Source organism: Riemerella anatipestifer ATCC 11845 = DSM 15868, assembly GCF_000252855.1.
GTDB classification, from domain to species: domain Bacteria; phylum Bacteroidota; class Bacteroidia; order Flavobacteriales; family Weeksellaceae; genus Riemerella; species Riemerella anatipestifera.
The window spans coordinates 1,711,576-1,729,476 of sequence record NC_017045.1 but is presented as its reverse complement, the minus strand read 5'-3'; the positions used below and the strand labels follow the sequence as shown (position 1 = coordinate 1,729,476).

The 17,901-nt window shown below is 36.3% G+C and carries 20 protein-coding genes; 11 read left to right on the top strand and 9 right to left on the bottom strand.

The window, feature by feature from the left end:
• Window positions 1-27: 27 nt before the first annotated feature.
• The 3 genes from glf (at window position 28) to cysS (ending at window position 3,414) form a co-directional block, all read left to right on the top strand.
• Window positions 28-1,137, top strand: a complete 1,110-nt coding sequence (glf, locus tag RA0C_RS08225; protein ID WP_004916573.1) for a UDP-galactopyranose mutase — start codon at window positions 28-30, stop codon at window positions 1,135-1,137.
• A 123-nt stretch (window positions 1,138-1,260) separates the two neighbouring features.
• A complete protein-coding gene (gene folE / locus RA0C_RS08220; protein WP_013447099.1) occupies window positions 1,261-1,926 on the top strand; it encodes a GTP cyclohydrolase I FolE in 666 nt (221 codons plus the stop codon).
• A gap of 27 nt (window positions 1,927-1,953) precedes the next feature.
• Window positions 1,954-3,414 carry a cysteine--tRNA ligase gene (gene cysS / locus RA0C_RS08215; RefSeq protein WP_004916566.1) on the top strand — a complete coding sequence of 487 codons (1,461 nt, stop codon included), beginning with the start codon at window positions 1,954-1,956 and terminating at the stop codon, window positions 3,412-3,414.
• Window positions 3,415-3,469: 55 nt separating this feature from the next.
• On the opposite strand, the gene RA0C_RS08210 is transcribed toward cysS, so the two are convergent.
• The 9 genes from RA0C_RS08210 to RA0C_RS08170 form a co-directional block, all read right to left on the bottom strand.
• On the bottom strand, window positions 3,470-4,219 hold the full coding sequence (locus tag RA0C_RS08210) for an SDR family NAD(P)-dependent oxidoreductase (RefSeq protein ID WP_004916565.1): 750 nt from the start codon (window positions 4,217-4,219) through the stop codon (window positions 3,470-3,472).
• A gap of 7 nt (window positions 4,220-4,226) precedes the next feature.
• Entirely contained in the window at window positions 4,227-4,766 is a 540-nt protein-coding gene (locus RA0C_RS08205; protein WP_004916564.1) for a threonine/serine exporter family protein, read from the bottom strand.
• Entirely contained in the window at window positions 4,756-5,544 is a 789-nt protein-coding gene (locus RA0C_RS08200; RefSeq protein ID WP_013447098.1) for a threonine/serine exporter family protein, read from the bottom strand. The genes RA0C_RS08205 and RA0C_RS08200 overlap by 11 nt, the downstream gene beginning before the upstream one ends.
• A 46-nt stretch (window positions 5,545-5,590) precedes the next feature.
• On the bottom strand, window positions 5,591-5,923 hold the full coding sequence (yajC, locus tag RA0C_RS08195; protein WP_013447097.1) for a preprotein translocase subunit YajC: 333 nt from the start codon (window positions 5,921-5,923) through the stop codon (window positions 5,591-5,593).
• A 36-nt stretch (window positions 5,924-5,959) separates the two neighbouring features.
• Window positions 5,960-6,451 carry a DUF1573 domain-containing protein gene (locus RA0C_RS08190; protein WP_013447096.1) on the bottom strand — a complete coding sequence of 164 codons (492 nt, stop codon included), beginning with the start codon at window positions 6,449-6,451 and terminating at the stop codon, window positions 5,960-5,962.
• An 11-nt stretch (window positions 6,452-6,462) separates the two neighbouring features.
• A complete protein-coding gene (gene nusB / locus RA0C_RS08185) occupies window positions 6,463-7,368 on the bottom strand; it encodes a transcription antitermination factor NusB (RefSeq protein ID WP_013447095.1) in 906 nt (301 codons plus the stop codon).
• Between the two features lie 119 nt (window positions 7,369-7,487).
• A complete protein-coding gene (locus RA0C_RS08180) occupies window positions 7,488-8,084 on the bottom strand; it encodes a superoxide dismutase (protein WP_013447094.1) in 597 nt (198 codons plus the stop codon).
• Window positions 8,085-8,229: 145 nt separating this feature from the next.
• Window positions 8,230-9,510, bottom strand: a complete 1,281-nt coding sequence (gene metK, locus RA0C_RS08175) for a methionine adenosyltransferase (protein WP_013447093.1) — start codon at window positions 9,508-9,510, stop codon at window positions 8,230-8,232.
• 175 nt (window positions 9,511-9,685) lie between these two features.
• On the bottom strand, window positions 9,686-10,636 hold the full coding sequence (locus tag RA0C_RS08170; RefSeq protein ID WP_013447092.1) for a LysR substrate-binding domain-containing protein: 951 nt from the start codon (window positions 10,634-10,636) through the stop codon (window positions 9,686-9,688).
• 143 nt (window positions 10,637-10,779) lie between these two features.
• On the opposite strand from RA0C_RS08170, the gene RA0C_RS08165 reads away from it, so the two are divergent.
• From RA0C_RS08165 to ruvB, 8 genes are all read left to right on the top strand, one after another.
• Window positions 10,780-12,267 (top strand): catalase, encoded by a 1,488-nt coding sequence (locus RA0C_RS08165; RefSeq protein ID WP_013447091.1) that lies wholly within the window; start codon window positions 10,780-10,782, stop codon window positions 12,265-12,267.
• A gap of 49 nt (window positions 12,268-12,316) precedes the next feature.
• Window positions 12,317-13,468, top strand: coding sequence for an aldo/keto reductase (locus RA0C_RS08160; protein WP_004916539.1), 1,152 nt, complete (start codon window positions 12,317-12,319; stop codon window positions 13,466-13,468).
• Between the two features lie 12 nt (window positions 13,469-13,480).
• Window positions 13,481-14,245: an enoyl-CoA hydratase/isomerase family protein gene (locus RA0C_RS08155; protein WP_004916537.1), complete on the top strand. Its 765-nt coding sequence runs from the start codon at window positions 13,481-13,483 to the stop codon at window positions 14,243-14,245.
• A 25-nt stretch (window positions 14,246-14,270) separates the two neighbouring features.
• Entirely contained in the window at window positions 14,271-14,702 is a 432-nt protein-coding gene (locus RA0C_RS08150) for a deoxycytidylate deaminase (RefSeq protein ID WP_013447090.1), read from the top strand.
• Window positions 14,703-15,614, top strand: a complete 912-nt coding sequence (xerD, locus tag RA0C_RS08145; protein ID WP_013447089.1) for a site-specific tyrosine recombinase XerD — start codon at window positions 14,703-14,705, stop codon at window positions 15,612-15,614. It begins immediately after the preceding gene.
• 4 nt (window positions 15,615-15,618) lie between these two features.
• A complete protein-coding gene (locus RA0C_RS08140; protein WP_004916529.1) occupies window positions 15,619-16,131 on the top strand; it encodes an NUDIX hydrolase in 513 nt (170 codons plus the stop codon).
• A gap of 78 nt (window positions 16,132-16,209) precedes the next feature.
• Window positions 16,210-16,716, top strand: a complete 507-nt coding sequence (locus tag RA0C_RS08135) for a ferritin (RefSeq protein WP_013447088.1) — start codon at window positions 16,210-16,212, stop codon at window positions 16,714-16,716.
• A 161-nt stretch (window positions 16,717-16,877) separates the two neighbouring features.
• On the top strand, window positions 16,878-17,900 hold the full coding sequence (gene ruvB, locus RA0C_RS08130; protein WP_013447087.1) for a Holliday junction branch migration DNA helicase RuvB: 1,023 nt from the start codon (window positions 16,878-16,880) through the stop codon (window positions 17,898-17,900).
• The last annotated feature ends 1 nt before the right edge of the window (window position 17,901 follow it).

Sequence of the window (17,901 nt, the reverse complement as noted above, 5' to 3'; positions counted from 1 at the left end):
TACTTTTACACAGTAAAAAGCAAAATTATGAAATACGATTATCTCATTGTTGGAGCTGGTCTTTTTGGCTCTATAGCGGCGTACGAATTAACAAAGAAAGGTTACCGCTGTCTAGTGATAGAAAAAAGAGACCATATAGGTGGAAACTGTTATACTGAAAATATAGAAGGTATCAATGTTCACAAATATGGTGCACATATTTTCCATACCAATGATAAAAAAATATGGGACTACATCAATAACTTCGTCGAGTTTAATCGTTATACAAACACTCCAATTGCTATTAACAATGGGAAAGTATACAACTTACCCTTCAATATGAATACCTTTCATGCTATTTGGGGAGTTAACACCCCCGAAGAAGCAAAAAAGAAAATATCACAACAAACAGAAAAGTACGCCTCTTTAACCCCTCAAAACCTAGAAGAACAAGCGCTTAAACTAGTTGGTGAAGACATTTATAACCTTTTAATAAAAGATTATACTGAAAAGCAATGGGGCAAATCAGCCAAAGAATTACCTTCCTTTATAATAAAAAGACTTCCCCTAAGATTTACTTACGACAATAACTATTTTAATGATAAGTATCAAGGAATACCAATAGGTGGTTACACTAAGATATTTGAGAAACTATTAGAAAATACAGATTTAAAGCTAAATACAGATTTCTTTGAAAAACGAGAGTATTTTGAAAAAATATCAGATAATATTATTTATACAGGACCTATAGATCTATTCTTTAACTACAATAAAGGAAGGCTAGAATATAGAAGTCTGAGATTTGAGAATGAAATTCTAGATACCGATAACTTCCAAGGGAATGCCGTTGTAAACTACACCTCCTTAGAACAATCATACACTAGGATTATTGAGCACAAACATTTTGAGTTTGGCACTCAAGAAAAGACCTACATAACTAAGGAATATCCCGATACTTGGGATGAAAGCAAAGAACCCTATTATCCAATTAACGACGATAAAAATATGAAAATTTACAATGAATATAGAAAACAAGCTGATGAGTTACCAAATGTAATCTTTGGAGGAAGAATGGCAGAGTACAGATATTATGACATGCATCAAATCATAGGCTCGGCATTATCAAGAGTAGAAAAAATACCACCAAAAAATAGCTAGAAATACATTTTCCTCCTATTTCAAATTAAAATCTACATATTAGCTGATCAGTCGTTAATATAATATCGAAAATTTATTACTCCAAAGATTTTCTTAACTTTGCTCCCATTATAGCAATATATCATGAACAACCATTTTGATAATGATGACGATGTGTTTACAGGCAAAGAGCACACACCCTTAAGAGCTGATGCCTTTGAGAAAACACCTGAAGAAAAAATTGCCATTATAGAGAAGCATTTTGCCGAAATCATGCAAACTTTAGGGCTAGATATGACGGATGATTCCCTAAAAGACTCTCCTAAGCGAGTAGCCAAAATGTATGTAAATGAGATTTTTGGAGGACTACTTCCTGAAAACAAACCAGGTATCTCTACTTTTAGCAACAAGTATAAATACAGACAAATGCTCGTTGAAAAAGACATTACAGTTTATTCTTTTTGTGAGCATCATTTTTTGCCTATCATTGGCAGAGCCCATGTGGCTTATATCTCTAACGGAGAGGTGATTGGGTTATCCAAAATCAATAGAATTGTAGATTACTATGCCAAACGCCCACAAGTGCAAGAAAGACTCACTATGCAAATAGTAGACGCTCTAAAAGAGGCTCTCGGCACTAATGATGTGGCTTGTATTATTGATGCTAAGCACCTTTGTGTTAATTGTAGAGGCATCAAAGACACGGCTAGTTCTACCATTACAGCGGAACTTAGCGGCATCTTTAGAACTAACCCTATCACTAGACAAGAGTTTCTGCACTATGTTGGTAGTCATGCAAAACTAGATTAAATCTAATCTTTTCAAAACGAAAAAGATATGCTTAAAATATACAACTCTCTCACGGGAGAAAAAGAAGTTTTTAAACCTATTTTAGACCGTAATGTAGGTATGTATGTGTGTGGTCCTACGGTATATAGCAATGTACACTTAGGTAATGTGCGTACTTTTATGTCCTTTGATTTTATTTACCGTACTTTAACTTATTTAGGCTACAAAGTGCGTTATGTAAGAAATATTACTGATGCCGGACACCTTACTGATGATGGCGATGTAAACAACGACCGTTTCGTAAAACAGTCAAGGTTAGAAAAGCTAGAACCTATGGAAATTGTACAAAAATACACCGTAGATTTCCATAAAGTTTTAGAACTTTTTAATCTACTTCCCCCAACCATCGAGCCTACCGCCATAGGGCATATTATGGAGCAAATAGAACTCACACAAAAACTAATAGACAAAGGCTTCGCTTATGAAAGTAATGGTTCAGTTTATTTTGATGTAAAGGCTTACAACGAAAAAGGATTAAACTACGGCGAACTTTCCAAAAGAAACATAGAAGAACTTTTTGCCAACACTAGAGATTTGGACGGACAGGGTGAAAAGAAAAATCCACAAGATTTTGCACTGTGGAAGAAAGCCTCTCCAGCCCATATTATGAGATGGAACTCTCCTTGGGGAGAAGGTTTCCCTGGTTGGCACCTAGAATGTACCGCTATGAGCACTAAATATTTAGGCGAAAAATTTGATATACACGGAGGCGGAATGGATTTAAAATTCCCTCACCACGAATGTGAGATTGCTCAAGGTAAGGCGTGTAATGGAACATCACCCGTAAACTATTGGATGCACGCCAATATGCTGACGATGAACGGACAGCGAATGAGCAAGTCCACAGGAAACTATATCCTCCCAATGCAACTCATTTCTGGCGAAAATGATTTTTTTGAAAAACCATTTCATCCATCAGTAGTTCGTTTTTGCTTTATGCAAGCCCATTATCGTAGCGTGTTAGACATTTCTAACGAAGCGATGATTGCCAGCGAAAAAGGCTTCCAAAGACTTATGGAAGCTATGAATGTTTTAGAACTTTTATCCGCCAATGGTAACAATACCACATTCAATATTGAGGATTGGAAGTCTAAATGCCACACCGCATTATTAGATGATTTTAATGCTCCTATACTTATTGCTCATTTATTTGAAGCTGTTAAATTTATTTTTGCATTAAAAGATGGCAAAGAAAGTATAAGTGAAACCGATTTAATTTTATTAAAAGAAACTTTAAATCGTCTAGTATTTGATGTTTTAGGACTTCAGAAAATAGAAGAAAATAATAATGAAAAGCTAGACCAAGCCCTTCAAATCCTAATCAACCTTAGAAACGAAGCTAGAAAAGCTAAAAATTGGGAATTAAGCGACCAGATTAGAGACCAACTGCTAGAAAAAGGCATTGAACTAAAAGATGGTAAAGAAGGGACGACTTATAGTTTGAGCTAACTCAATAATAAAAAAGGGACATTTTATAAAGTGTCCCTTTTTCTTTTAATTTCATTTATCTACAAATGGTTCTAGGCTCCGCTTGTGCTTTAGGATAAATACAGAGTTCCGCTATAGAAACACGCTCTGGAGCGTTGATACAATACGCTACTGCATCTGCAATATCTTCGGCTTTCAGGGCTTCGTAACCTTCATAAACGGCTTTAGCCCTTGCTTCATCTCCTTTAAATCTCACTTTAGAGAAATCGGTTTCTACCGCTCCAGGCTGAATATTGGTTACTTTAATACCAAAACTAGTAAGCTCTATCCTCATACCTTCCGAAATCACATCTACCGCTCTTTTAGAAGCACAATAGACCACCCCGTTAGCATAAGTTTGGCGAGCCGCAACGGAAGAAATGTTGATAATATGCCCTCTCTTTACCTCTTTCATTCTAGAGATAATCGGCTTTGAGACATAAAGTAAACCTTTCACATTAGCGTCCATCATCATATCCCAATCAGAAATATTACCGTCTGACAGAGGCTCTAATCCGTGAGCATTCCCTGCATTATTGATGAGTATATCTATATCCTTGAAACTTTCAGGCAAAGATGCTATGGAGCGTTCTACCTCACCAGCGTTTCTAACATCAAAAACCAAAGCATATACCTCTGTTTTCGAAGATAATTTCTCTTTAAGCTCTTCTAAAACTTCTGCTCTTCGTCCACAAATGATAAGCCTATATCCTTGTTGAGCCAAAAGCTCTGCCGTAGCCTTCCCTATGCCCGACGTAGCTCCTGTTATAAATGCCGTTCTTCCCATAATAAAATTATTGTTTAAGCCTTTTTCTTTTAAGTCTAAGCATCTTATATTTAAGATATCTGTTTAAGTCTTTATTCTTTACCGTTCTAGTGTTAAATATCAAAATTGGAAAAACAACTCCAAACGCTAGTACCAAAACGGTAAACCCTGCATTGAGTCCATTATTGATAATCTCTATCAGATTTTCCACTGTGATTGGGTTTTCCTTCCTAGACGACACAATACGTATAATCCCTACCATAAAATTATAACCTAATGTTCCTGGTATCATATTGATAACCGCAGGTATCGTAAATACAATAGGTGGTGTGTGTACTCGGTGGGCAAAATACAAACCTGATAGCCCGACGGCAGATGCTCCCAAAAGTGTTGCCATTACCACTTGCCCATTTAACACATAAACTAATATTATTGTTTTTATACCGAAGCCTAAAGCGGCTAATAGTGCTACCGCCCATAATGCCCGCCTTGGAGTATTGAAAAGCACCGCAAAGCCCAACGATACAAACACCGCCCAAAATATCTTTTCTAAAACATCATACGCCATAAAACAATCTGAATATAAATACTGATAAATAATAGCCTACCGCTATCATAAAAACAATCATTGTTCCCAAAGCAGCTTTAGCCCACCCCGAAACAATATGTCCTTCCAATAAATCTAAAAAACCATTGATTAAAGGCACTCCTGGTATCAACCAAAGCACACACGCAGTGAGTGCCGCATGACCTTCTGGCAAACCAAAAACCAATGCCATTTTTACTACTGATACAGACACAAACGCCGCAACCAAACTCTGCATAAACAGATTATATTCTTTTTTAATTAAAAATAATCTTACCCAAAAGCCAATGATACTCGCTAAGAACACCACCAAAAACTCTAAATAAGTTCCTGAAAACAACTGACTAAGCGCCGCTGTTGCGATACCAATCCACAGCATTTTAATCCATACAGAGTAATGAGGCTTACTTCTTATTTCATCTAATCTTTTTTCTACTTCATCATAAGGAAGTTTGTGTGCTGCTATATCCCAACTAAGAACGCTAATATCCGAAATAAGATTAAAGTTGATACCATATTTACCAATGGTTTTAACCAAAGTTTCTGTATTATTTCCATCTTTATCATACAGGGACAGAAATATCCCCGAAAAAGAGAAAAACACTTCCACATCGTAGCCATAGGCTTCCGCAATACGCACTACATTTCGTTTTGTTCTGGTAGAGTTAGCACCATTAGAAATGAGAAGTGTAGCTACTTCCGTTAAAAGCTTTGCTAGTGTAGTTATAGACTGCTTGTTATGTTCTAAACCATGCTCCATATTATGAAAAAAAACAGATTGATATAGCTACCAATCTGTCTTATAATTATTTTTTGTCCACTACTTCTTTAGTATCTGGAAATCTGTTTTGTGTAAAGTCTCGAGATATGGCTGCTTTCTCAAATTTAAGTTTACCTGCCATAGTTTCTAGTATCACGCCATCTTCTGTTACTTGTGAAACTCTACCGTGTATACCAGATGTGGTAACCACCATTCTACCTGGTTTTAGAGATTCTTGGAAGTTTTTCTCTTGCTTCTGTTTTTTCATCTGTGGACGAATCATAAAAAAGTAAAAGAAAACTATCATACCTCCTATCATGATAAAAGTTGGCATTATAGATGGTTGTGCTTGTGCTTGAAGTAAAATAAGTAAATTCATTGTTTTTTATTTAGTTTTATTTTTAGTGATAGACGACTACTGTACATCTGCTGTGAAGCTCAATACAATAGGTGTTTTTTCTGTGTTAGCATAGACTTCTACGAATTTTTGTTGCATTCCTTGGAAACTACCTGAATCAAATTTAAGAGTTACCTTTGCCACTTTACCTGGTAATATAGGCTCTTTAGTATAATCAGGAACTGTACAACCACAAGTAGGCTTAACATTAGAAATAATTAGTGGATTTTTACCTGTATTTGTAATTTCGTAAGTATGCTCTACTATAGAACCCGATTTAACCACACCAAAATCAAAACTTGGAGCCGATAAAGCCACCGATGTTAATGGTGAAGATTGTGCCTGCTTTACCATATCAGATTGTTCTGCTTGTAGTTGCTCCTCAACAGAAATTTGTTCTGCAACTTCCGTTTCTGGATTAAGCACTTCTGGCTTTTCATTTTTATTACAAGCCGTTAGAGATAATACACTAAATCCCAAAAGGGCAGTTATTTTTGTAATTTTTCTCATTGTATATTATTTTAAAAACGATTGATGTCTTCTGCATATTTACCTAAAAGTCCATTGATAAACACCTGACTTTTATCCGTAGAAAACGCCTTAGAAATTTCTATATATTCGTTGATAATCACTTTAGAAGGCGTTAATGGGAAATGGTCTAATTCTGTGATAGCCGCTATCAAAATCACTCTATCCATAAGAGAAACTCGGTCTAGCTCCCAATTTTTAAGGCGTTCTTTTAGCTTTACTTCCGTATCTTCCCAATGGTTTAAGCTATATTGTAATAGCTTTTGTGCAAAACTTCTGTCTTCCTCATCTTTAATAATCTTGATAAGTGTATGGCTCGGCTCACCTTCTCTTATAAAACCAATGGTCTTTTGTATCATCGTATTAGAAATATGTAGGTCATCTGCCCAGCTAATTTCTTTCTCTTCCATCAGCTCGTGGAACGCCTCATTCTCTGCCACATATCTCAAAAACAATTTTCCGAGGAATTTTTGGTCGTCTTCAAAAGACACTTCTTCATTCTGCATAAAGTCTTGGTAACGCTTCCCCGCCTTCATTCTTTGGAAAGTCTTTACCAACAAATCATCATCTAAGTCCCACTTTAGGTTTTGATGTTTTGAGGTAAACGAAAGTCGCTCCTGATTATTCTCTATATTTTCTAAGACTTGGTTTCTAATGAACTTCTGATTAGGATTAAGGTCTTCCTCGGTCTTTAAAAACTTACCTTTGCTTATTTCCATTTGGTGTTCTGCCAAATGCTTTAGACCAACCAAAAAATTAAGCTGATAAACATACAAATGATAAATCTTCTCTATTTCCGAGAACATTTTTCTCTGCAACGCATCTTGGCTAAGTGGATTTTGCTGGTAAGCATAAAGGGTTTGTACTACTTTTTCTCGTATTTGTCTTCTTCCTAACATTTCAAAGGTCTTTTTCGGTGGCAAAGATACGGATAAATGCCCAACCAACGAAAACTTGAAATCAAAAAAAGCACCACCTTAGTCAGATGATGCTTCTTTATTTTTAATTCTAAAAAGGATTATTTATTGTAGTTTTCTTCTACTTTATCCCAGTTAATCACTTCAAAGAAAGCCGTTACATAGTCTGGCCTTCTGTTTTGGTAATTAAGGTAATAAGCGTGCTCCCACACATCTAATCCCAAGATAGGCGTACCACCGCAGCCTACATTTGGCATCAATGGGTTATCTTGATTAGCCGAAGAACACACTTCTAAAGACCCATCTGGCATTTTGCAAAGCCACGCCCAACCAGAACCAAATCTTGTTTTTGCCGCTTCAGAGAAATCTGTTTTAAACTTATCAAAACCACCCATTTTCTCAATCTCTTCTTTCACTTTTCCTACTGGCTCTTTGCTTCCTCCTGGAGTTAAAACTTGCCAAAAAAGAGTATGGTTAAAGTGCCCACCACCATTGTTTCTTACGGCTGGCTTATCGCTTCCCTGTTGGCAAACTTCCTCTATAGACTTGCCTTCTAACTCCGTTCCCGCAATTGCTTTATTAAGGTTATCTATATAGGCTTGATGGTGTTTAGTATGGTGTATTTCCATCGTTCTTGCATCAATGTGCGGCTCTAGAGCATCGTAAGCGTATCCTAGTTTTGGTAATTCAAATGACATAATAATTTTGTTTTTTAATTTAACTTTATCAATGTTTGCCTCCAAATTTAAGTAATTATTCTTCTATTTAGGAATAATTATTTAAAATTTTACAAAACTTTAACATAGATAAAATCTATCATTTAGTAATAAATGTAATTTACTTTTAGAGATTAAAGACTTTCTTAATATCCTCTACTCTATCCAATTTCTCCCAGGTAAAGAACTCTAAATCTTTTACCACAAGTTCATTTTCTTTCCCTTCATTAAATACCTTATCCGCAATATAAGACTCCCTACCCATATGCCCATAAGCCGCCGTTTCTCTGTAGATAGGGTTTCTTAATTTTAAATTAGTTTCTATGGCGTAAGGTCTCAAATCAAAAATACCTTTTAATTTTTCCGCTATTTCCCCATCGCTATAAGGCACCTTAGAGGTTCCGTAGGTATTGATGTAAAGCCCACAAGGCTCTGCCACACCAATAGCGTAAGATACCTGAACCAGCACCTCATCTGCCACCCCAGCAGCCACTAAATTTTTAGCAATATGTCTTGTAGCATACGCCGCACTACGGTCTACTTTAGAAGGGTCTTTACCCGAAAAAGCACCGCCACCGTGAGCTCCTTTACCACCGTAAGTATCTACAATGATTTTCCTACCCGTAAGCCCTGTATCACCGTGTGGTCCTCCAATTACAAACTTCCCTGTAGGGTTGATGTGATATTTAATATCATTATTAAACAACTTCTGTATCTCTGGTTTTTGCTTAGCAACCACTCTGGGAATGAGAATTTCTGTTAAGTCTTTTCTAATCTGGGCTAACATAGTATCATCATCAGAAAACTCATCGTGCTGGGTGGATATTACAATACTATCAATTCGGATAGGCTTATGATCATCAGAATACTCTATGGTTACCTGACTTTTAGCATCAGGGCGAAGGTATTTTATTTCCGTTCCTTCTCTTCTGATTGCAGATAGCTCCCTCAAAATAGCGTGTGCCAAATCTAAAGCCAAAGGCATATAATTGTCGGTTTCATTGGTTGCATAACCGAACATCATTCCTTGGTCGCCTGCCCCTTGAGCTTGAGCTTTTGCTTCAAAGTTATCTTCGGCTACCACTCTATCCACCCCTTGATTAATTTCTGGCGACTGCTCATGGATGGCAGACAAAACCCCACAAGAATCTCCATTAAACATATACTCGCCTTTGGTATAGCCTATCTCGTTGATGACCTCTCTAGCAATGGTTTGCACGTCTAAGTAAGCCGAAGATTTAACCTCTCCCGCCAAAATAACCTGTCCTGTGGTTACTAAAGTTTCACAAGCCACCTTTGCCTTCTCATCGTAGGCAAGAAAATGGTCTATTAAAGCATCAGAAATTTGATCTGCAATTTTATCAGGATGTCCTTCTGAAACAGATTCAGATGTGAATAAATACGGCATATTTTTTATTATTTAATTAAAATTTAATACTAAAAATAAGACCGAAGAACATCAAAAAGAAACTAAAATAGAAATCTGTTTTAGCATTTTTTAGTGAGGTTGCAATCAGTCAAATTTTTCCTCTTTACTTTGAGTTTGCAAAGTTATAAAAGTTTTTATTTATAGCAAAAACTATTTAATCTGGTCTAATATTAACATAATCTTTTGGAGCTTGCGTGTAGTTAAGCATCGGCTGAACCGACTCTCTCACTACTTTTACAAACTCATCTAAAATTTTCTGTTTATAGGTAGGTTTATAATAGATTAAGCTAATTTCCCTATAAGGAAAAGGCTTTCTAAATCTTGATATTTTAGCCTTTTGAGTATTCTCCAACTGGTTAGCCGCAAGTTCAGGCAACAATGTAATTCCTCCCACTCTATCCACGATTTGAAGTAAAGAACTAATGCTAGTTGCTTTAAAATCAAGATTATTAGGCTTTAATCTATTCTCTTTAAGATTACATATATTCTCAAATTGAGTTGTCAGGCAATTCCCCTCTTCCAAAAGCCATATTTTATCTGCTTTTATATCTTGAGGAAGCACATATTTACTCTCATTTTCCCCACCATACTCAGTAGAATACAGCATCAACTCTTCATTAAATAAAACATCTTTAAAAAACTCATCTGCATCGTGGTGAGGTGTCGCAATGATACCTGCATCTATCTCGCCTGATTTCAATGCCTTTATCACACTATCCGTATTGAGTTCCTTTACTTCCATTTCTATATTGGGATTCTGTGATAGAAAATCAAAAATTTCCACAGGAAGTATAAACGGAGACACAGTAGGGATAATACCTAGCACCACTTTACCCGCCAAAATATTATTGAGACTATTCGCCTTATTTTTCATCTCATTAATTTCATCAATAATTCTATAAGCATGTTGCAGGATTTCCTTACCTGCATCTGTGGTTCTTATTGGATGTGTCGAGCGGTCAAATATTTTAACATCTAGCTCTTCTTCCAATTTCTGTATCATCGCACTAAGGGTAGGCTGAGTGATAAAACAAGCCTGAGCTGCTTTACCAAAATGCTTGTGTTTATCCACAGAAATGAGGTATTCTAATTGCTGAACATTCATTATTTATAGAATTGTAAATAAGGCTTCCCTAAAATTTTTCTACGCAAATATACTAATGTTTATTCATTTTATACCTAAATTTGTTTAATTTTACGAATCTACAATAGTGTAGTTTTAACCTAAAATAAAGATAAAATAACAATATGTCTCATAAAAAACTCACCACCGTCTCTGGAAGTCCTTACTACGAATACGAAGACTCACAGACTGTAGGCTCTAGAGGTCCTGTCCTATTACAAGATTTTGTTTTACAGGAAAAACTGGCACATTTCGTAAGAGAAAGAATACCAGAAAGAGTAGTACATGCAAAAGGGACAGGAGCTTACGGAACATTTACCGTAACCAATGATATTACCAAATATACTAAAGCTAAGCTCTTCTCTAAAGTAGGCAACACCTGCAAGATGTTTGCTCGTTTCTCAACAGTTGGTGGTGAGAAAGGTAGTGCCGATACCGAAAGAGACCCAAGAGGCTTCGCTCTTAAATTTTATACAGAAGACGGAAATTGGGATTTGGTGGGCAATAATACACCTGTATTCTTCATTAAAGATGCCAAAAAATTCTCCGATTTCATTCATACACAGAAAAGACACCCAAAAACTAACCTCAAAAGCCACACCATGATGTGGGATTTTTGGTCTCTTAACCCTGAATCTCTTCATCAAGTGCTTATCCTGATGTCAGATAGAGGTACACCTTACGGCTATCGCCATATGCACGGCTTTGGCTCTCACACCTTTTCTATGATTAACGCTAATAATGAAAGGGTTTGGGTGAAATTCAATTTTAAAACTCAACAAGGTATTAAAAACTTTACCGATGAGGAAGCTGTGAAAATGAAAGGTGAAAATCCAGACTTTGCTCAAGAAGACCTTGTAAATGCAATAGAAAGTGGCAACTTCCCTAAATGGACACTCTACATACAGGTAATGACCGAAGAACAGGCTAATGAGTTTCGTTGGAATCCTTTTGATATAACCAAAGTTTGGCCTCATAGCGAGTTTCCTTTAATAGAAGTTGGAGAAATGGAACTCAACAAAATTCCTAATAATTATTTTGCCGAAGTAGAACAATCTGTTTTTGCTCCTAGTAATATTATTGATGGCATTGGACTTTCCCCTGACAAAATGCTACAAGGACGCATCTTCTCCTATCCAGATGCACATCGTTATAGAGTGGGCGTTAATGCTTATCAGTTGCAGGTTAATCGTTGCCCATTCTCGGTAAATCATTATCATAGAGATGGTGCAATGGCAGATGCTTCAAACTATAAAGATAGTCCAAACTATTATCCAAATAGCTTTGATGATATAAAACCTGACTCTTCCTACAAAGCCCACGAATATCATTTAGATAATAATAAAGTGGCTTTTTTCAACCGAAATGAAAATGATGATGACCATTTTACACAACCTGGATTACTTTATTCCAAAGCGATGGACGACCAAGCTAGAGCCAACCTTGTGAAAAATATTATAAACCATATGCAAAAAATTGATGGTGAAAGAAGAGAAGAAATCATCAATAGACAGCTATGTCATTTCTTCCGTGCTAATTTGGATTTAGGAATGAAAGTAGCTTCTGGACTTGGCATCAGCATCAATTTTAATGATATGCATCAGCAAAAGTAAAACTTTATTTTTTTTTCGTATATTAGACACCAAACAAAAGTATAGTAATATGAAAAGAAAAGAGTTTTTGCAGAATTTAGGTTTAGGTGTATTATCGGCAGCAGCAGTACCTACTACTTTGTTAGGTCAAAGTACTGTTGTAAACAGTGAAGACCACGAGCCCATTGATGAATATAATGAAGAAATGCCACCTCTAAACGACGGCAATAACCTTAATAAAGTATTAGGGCTTGGAGGCGTTCCGTTAGCAGGAGCTTGGAAGCTTACCTCAGAAGAGGACGCACTAAAAACTCTGGAAAAAGCATGGGAATTAGGCATTCGTTATTATGATACATCTCCTAGATACGGCAATGGGATTAGTGAGAGGAGATTTGGAGTGTTTTTAGACGGCAAACCTTCGGATAAATATATTTTGTCCAGTAAAGTAGGCAGAATTTTAAAACCTGGCATCGCTCCAAAGGAACAAATTAAACATCTTTGGAAAAACCCAATGAATGCCGTTTTCAATTACGATTACACAGCAAGTGGAGCTAGAAAATCAATAGAAGATAGCTTATTAAGAATGGGCGTTCAGAAGTTAGACTTTGTTTTTATTCACGATTTAAACCCTGCTAATTTTGGTTCTAAAGAAGAGTATCAAAAATACTTTGAAGAAGCTAAAAAAGGAGCTATCCCTGAGCTTGCCAAAATGAAAGAAGAAGGCATCATCAAAGGTTGGGGCTTTGGTATCAATCAGCCCGATGCGGTTCTAGAAGCACTGAATTTTTCGCAACCAGATATTTGTCTAATGGCTACACAATACTCTCTACTAGATCATAAACAGGCTCTAAATGAAACCTTCCCTACCTTGCAAAAAAACAAGGTAAAAATAGTACTCGGTTCTCCGTTAAACTGTGGTTATCTTGCAGGAAATGAAACTTGGAACTACTCTCCTAATCCTGCTCCTAAAGAAATTGCAGAAAAGAGAAAGCAATTACAAGCTGTAGCTACTAAGTACGGTGTTGACCTAAGAACGGCTGCTCTGCAATTTGCAATGGCACACCCTGCTGTAGTTTCTGTACTCACTGGTTGTAGAAATGCAGAACAAATTTACAAGAATTTTATTTCGTTACACGGAAACGAAATCATCAACAAAGCTTTTTGGAGTGAATTGAAAACTTTAGGACTAATTGAAAAAAATGCTCCTACCCCAACTGTTTAAAAACAGAAAATTATGTATCAATATCTTATCACAGAAAAAGAAGGTAAAATTGCGACTATCACTATCAATAGACCTGAGAGCCTTAACACCCTTAATGCTATTACTATAAAAGAACTAAGCTCCGCTTTAGACGAGTTAGAGGCTGACCAAAATATCAGAATTATTATTCTCACAGGAAGTGGAGCTAAATCTTTTGTCGCTGGAGCTGACATTAAAGAGTTCAGCGATTTCAATACACCAAAAGCAGAAGAATTAGCAAGAACAGGGCAAAATACATTATTCAACAAAATTGAACAACTCAAAAAACCTGTCATAGCCGCTGTAAACGGATTTGCTCTTGGAGGTGGACTAGAATTAGCGATGGCGTGTCATATCCGCTACGCTTCGGATAATGCAAAATTGGGTTTACCAGAAGTTACTTTAGGGCTTATTCCTGGCTATGGCGGCACTCAAAGGCTTCCTAAATTAGTAGGTAAAGGCATTGCTAACGAGATGATATTTTCCGCAAAAATGATTTCGGCAGAAAAAGCTAAAGAAATTGGTTTAGTAAACGAGGTTTTCTCTCAAGAAGAACTTCTACCTCAAACTAAACTACTAGCCGAAACTATTGCTAAAAACTCACCACAAGGCATTAGCAAAGCAATAGAAGCCGTTAATGCATCAGATAGTAACAACGGCTACGAAGTGGAAATAAAAGCTTTTGGAGAGCTATTTGAAATGGAAGATAAAAAGGAAGGAGTCTCTGCTTTTTTAGAAAAAAGAAAACCTAACTTTTAAACAAAAAATTCCAAAAACATCTTTAATGGAATCACATAACAAATTTGACATCGCTTACCTTAAAATGGCTCAAGAATGGGCCAAGCTTTCCTACTGCAAAAGAAAGCAAGTAGGAGCTCTTATTGTAAAAGACCGCACCATTATTTCAGACGGCTACAACGGCACGCCTTCTGGACTAGAAAATTGCTGTGAAGATGAGCAAGGGCAAACCAAATGGTATGTATTACACGCCGAAGCCAACGCCATTCTAAAACTCGCGAGAACCACACAAACTGCAGAAGGTGCTACACTTTACCTTACACTTTCGCCTTGCAAAGAATGTAGCAAACTCATCTACCAATCAGGAATTAAAAGATTAGTTTATATAGACCATTATTCTGACGAAGAAGGACTTACTTTCCTTAAAAATGCAGGAGTGGAGGTAACTCAAATCCCGCAAGATTTGCTAGAAAATTAAATGGATTGGAACGAGCGAATACAAGACTTTGCAAATGCTCTAAAGTTTGAAAAAAACCTTTCAAACAACACCATTGATGCCTATACTAGAGATATAAAAAAACTGCAATATTTCGCTGAAAATAAACTAAACGATACTTCCGCCTTAGATATTTCTTACGAACAAATACAAGAATATCTTTACCAAATATCTAAAAACTACACCAATGAAAGAAGTCAATCTAGATGGATTTCTTCTATAAAAGCTTTTTTTAAATTTCTACACGAAGACGAATTAAGGGCTGATAACCCTGCAAGACTACTCGAAACTCCAAAGCTAGGTTTATACCTCCCTGATACTTTAAGTTTTGAGGAAATAGAAAGTCTTATAGAGGCTATAGATAAAACAACCTCTTTAGGTAAAAGAAACCATACCATTATAGAAACTCTCTATGGTTGTGGACTGAGGGTTTCCGAATTGGTAGAACTAAAAATTTCTAACCTCAACTTTGAAGAAGAATTTATAATTGTGGACGGAAAGGGTGGCAAAACTCGCCTTGTTCCTTTAGCTCAATATACAGCGGAACTTATCAAGGATTATCTTTTAGAAGTTAGGTCAGAAATAAAAATCAACCCAAAGCATTCTGATATTTTATTTTTGAATAGACGAGGCTCTAAGCTTACTCGTGTGATGGTATTTATCATCATTAAAGATTTAGCACTACAAGCCAACATCAAAAAAAATATTTCTCCACATACCTTTAGACATTCTTTCGCTACGCATCTACTAAAAAACGGTGCTGACCTTAGATACATTCAGGAAATGCTGGGACACTCTAGCATTACAACCACAGAAATTTATACCCATCTAGACAACGAAGACCTCCGAGAAACCATTATGAAATATCACCCAAGAAACAATACTAATTTTTAAACATATGACACTAAAATATTGCCCCAAATGCGGAAAAGAAACATTAGTTTTTACCGACCTTAGAAAATTCTCCTGTAACAAATGTTCTTTTGTACTTTATCACAATTGTGCCGCTGCCGTAGCGGTACTCGTTACTTGCGGAGATGAAATTTTGTTCACTCGCAGAAATCAAGACCCTAAAAAAGGAATGCTAGACCTCCCTGGTGGTTTTTGCGACCCAAAAGAAACCACAGAAAACACCTGCAAAAGGGAACTCTACGAAGAATTAAAACTTAATATAGATTCAAATAAACTCCGCTACCTTTCTAGCCAAGATAACATTTACCACTATAAAGGTATAGATTATAACACTATGGATTTATTCTTTCAATACGAACTCACTGAAAAGCCTAAACTAGAGCTAGAACTAGATGAAGTAAATGAAATCATTTGGATAAATAAAAATGATTTAAACCTTAATAATCTAGCCTTTGACTCACAAAAAAGATTTTTTCAGGAATCAATACATTTAGTCTAAACACTCTATAGAAATTACATATTACTCTCTTAAAATAAGTTACAATATTTTCCTTAAATTTGTAGAAAATCTTAAATTATGATAAGTACAACAATAGAACAACTCATTAACGAACAAATTACAAAAGAGCAATACGCTGCACAATATTATCTATCTATGGCAGCATGGTTCCATAACCAAGATTTAGATGGTATTGCTAACTATTTTCGTGTACAAGCTAAGGAAGAATTGATGCACGCGGATAAGATGTTTGATTTCCTTAATGATGTTGGTGGAAGAGTAATTTTAGGACAAGTAGATGCTCCGCCTTATGAATTTAATGACGCTTTAGATATATTTGAAAGAGCTTTAGCCCACGAGAAAGAAGTGACCAAAAGTATCTTCAACATCTATAAAATCGCTAATGAGGAAGGAAGTTATGCTACGGCATCTTTTCTACAATGGTTCATCAATGAGCAAGTAGAGGAAGAAGCATCTGCATCTCAGCTGGTTGCTAAGATAAAAATGGTAAAAGATAACAACTCTGCACTTTATCTTTTTGACCAAGAATTAGGGCAGCGTACTTTCCAAGAAGGAGCTGAATAGTTTTATTAAATTAAAATCTAAACATAAAAATCCTTACAGAATGAGAACTGTGAGGATTTTTTATATTAACCAATTGTATTTCTCCCAAACTCAATTTCACATTTATTCTTTAGTTTAATTTATAACAAAACCTTATCTTTGACCTCAGATATTAGTAAGCTATGCCAGACTTCTTACATCCAGATAAAGAAAATTATTCAGCCGAAGAGCTTTTATTAGAAGAGCAAATACGCCCTCAATCATTCAAAGATTTTGCGGGGCAAAGGCGTACCTTGGATAATTTAGAAGTTTTTGTAGCAGCTGCCAAAAAACGAGGTTCTGCACTAGACCACACACTTTTGCATGGTCCTCCAGGGTTAGGAAAAACCACTCTAGCCCACATTATTGCTAATGAATTGGGCGTAGGTTTTAAAGTAACCTCTGGTCCCGTTTTAGACAAACCTGGAAGTTTGGCTGGACTCCTTACCAATTTAGAAGAAAACGATGTTCTTTTCATAGACGAAATACACCGTTTATCTCCCGTAGTAGAAGAATACCTTTATTCCGCTATGGAAGATTACAAGATAGATATTATGCTGGAAACAGGACCTAATGCCCGTTCAGTACAAATCAATCTTAATCCGTTTACTTTAGTTGGAGCCACTACAAGAAGTGGTATGCTTACCAAACCAATGCTAGCAAGGTTTGGGATACAATCTAGGTTAGAGTACTACACGGTAGAACTTTTAGGTATGATTATCGAAAGAAGTGCTAGAGTGCTTGGCATTCCTATTTATGAAGATGCCGCACTAGAGATAGCTAGAAGAAGCCGAGGTACTCCTAGAATTGCTAACGCTCTACTTCGCCGTGTGCGAGATTTTGCGGAAATAAAAGGCAATGGCGAGATAGAAATAAAGATAACCAAATTCGCACTAGATTCTCTCAATGTAGATGAGTTTGGGCTTGATGATATGGACAACAAAATCATGAGAGTGATGATAGAAAACTTCAAAGGGAAACCTGTGGGAATTTCTGCATTAGCCACTTCCATCGGAGAAAATCCAGAAACTTTGGAAGAAGTTTATGAGCCTTTTTTAATTCAAGAAGGATTTATCATCAGAACGCCAAGAGGTCGAGAAGTTACCGATAAGGCTTATAAACACCTTAACATCAATAGAACTAAAAATATGGGAGAACTTTTCTAAC

Bases quoted from the DNA above. Each gene is read 5' to 3' on its own strand.
- nusB (WP_013447095.1), bottom strand. From the start codon at position 7,368: ATGTTAGGAAGAAGACAAATACGAGAAAAAGTAGTACAAACCCTTTAT.
- RA0C_RS08140 (WP_004916529.1), top strand. From the start codon at position 15,619: ATGACACTAAAATATTGCCCCAAATGCGGAAAAGAAACATTAGTTTTT.
- cysS (WP_004916566.1), top strand. From the start codon at position 1,954: ATGCTTAAAATATACAACTCTCTCACGGGAGAAAAAGAAGTTTTTAAA.
- RA0C_RS08150 (WP_013447090.1), top strand. From the start codon at position 14,271: ATGGAATCACATAACAAATTTGACATCGCTTACCTTAAAATGGCTCAA.
- folE (WP_013447099.1), top strand. From the start codon at position 1,261: ATGAACAACCATTTTGATAATGATGACGATGTGTTTACAGGCAAAGAG.
- RA0C_RS08190 (WP_013447096.1), bottom strand. From the start codon at position 6,451: ATGAGAAAAATTACAAAAATAACTGCCCTTTTGGGATTTAGTGTATTA.
- RA0C_RS08205 (WP_004916564.1), bottom strand. From the start codon at position 4,766: ATGGCGTATGATGTTTTAGAAAAGATATTTTGGGCGGTGTTTGTATCG.
- RA0C_RS08170 (WP_013447092.1), bottom strand. From the start codon at position 10,636: ATGAATGTTCAGCAATTAGAATACCTCATTTCTGTGGATAAACACAAG.
- RA0C_RS08160 (WP_004916539.1), top strand. From the start codon at position 12,317: ATGAAAAGAAAAGAGTTTTTGCAGAATTTAGGTTTAGGTGTATTATCG.
- xerD (WP_013447089.1), top strand. From the start codon at position 14,703: ATGGATTGGAACGAGCGAATACAAGACTTTGCAAATGCTCTAAAGTTT.
- RA0C_RS08200 (WP_013447098.1), bottom strand. From the start codon at position 5,544: ATGGAGCATGGTTTAGAACATAACAAGCAGTCTATAACTACACTAGCA.
- metK (WP_013447093.1), bottom strand. From the start codon at position 9,510: ATGCCGTATTTATTCACATCTGAATCTGTTTCAGAAGGACATCCTGAT.
- RA0C_RS08155 (WP_004916537.1), top strand. From the start codon at position 13,481: ATGTATCAATATCTTATCACAGAAAAAGAAGGTAAAATTGCGACTATC.
- RA0C_RS08180 (WP_013447094.1), bottom strand. From the start codon at position 8,084: ATGTCATTTGAATTACCAAAACTAGGATACGCTTACGATGCTCTAGAG.
- RA0C_RS08165 (WP_013447091.1), top strand. From the start codon at position 10,780: ATGTCTCATAAAAAACTCACCACCGTCTCTGGAAGTCCTTACTACGAA.
- ruvB (WP_013447087.1), top strand. From the start codon at position 16,878: ATGCCAGACTTCTTACATCCAGATAAAGAAAATTATTCAGCCGAAGAG.
- RA0C_RS08210 (WP_004916565.1), bottom strand. From the start codon at position 4,219: ATGGGAAGAACGGCATTTATAACAGGAGCTACGTCGGGCATAGGGAAG.
- RA0C_RS08135 (WP_013447088.1), top strand. From the start codon at position 16,210: ATGATAAGTACAACAATAGAACAACTCATTAACGAACAAATTACAAAA.
- yajC (WP_013447097.1), bottom strand. From the start codon at position 5,923: ATGAATTTACTTATTTTACTTCAAGCACAAGCACAACCATCTATAATG.
- glf (WP_004916573.1), top strand. From the start codon at position 28: ATGAAATACGATTATCTCATTGTTGGAGCTGGTCTTTTTGGCTCTATA.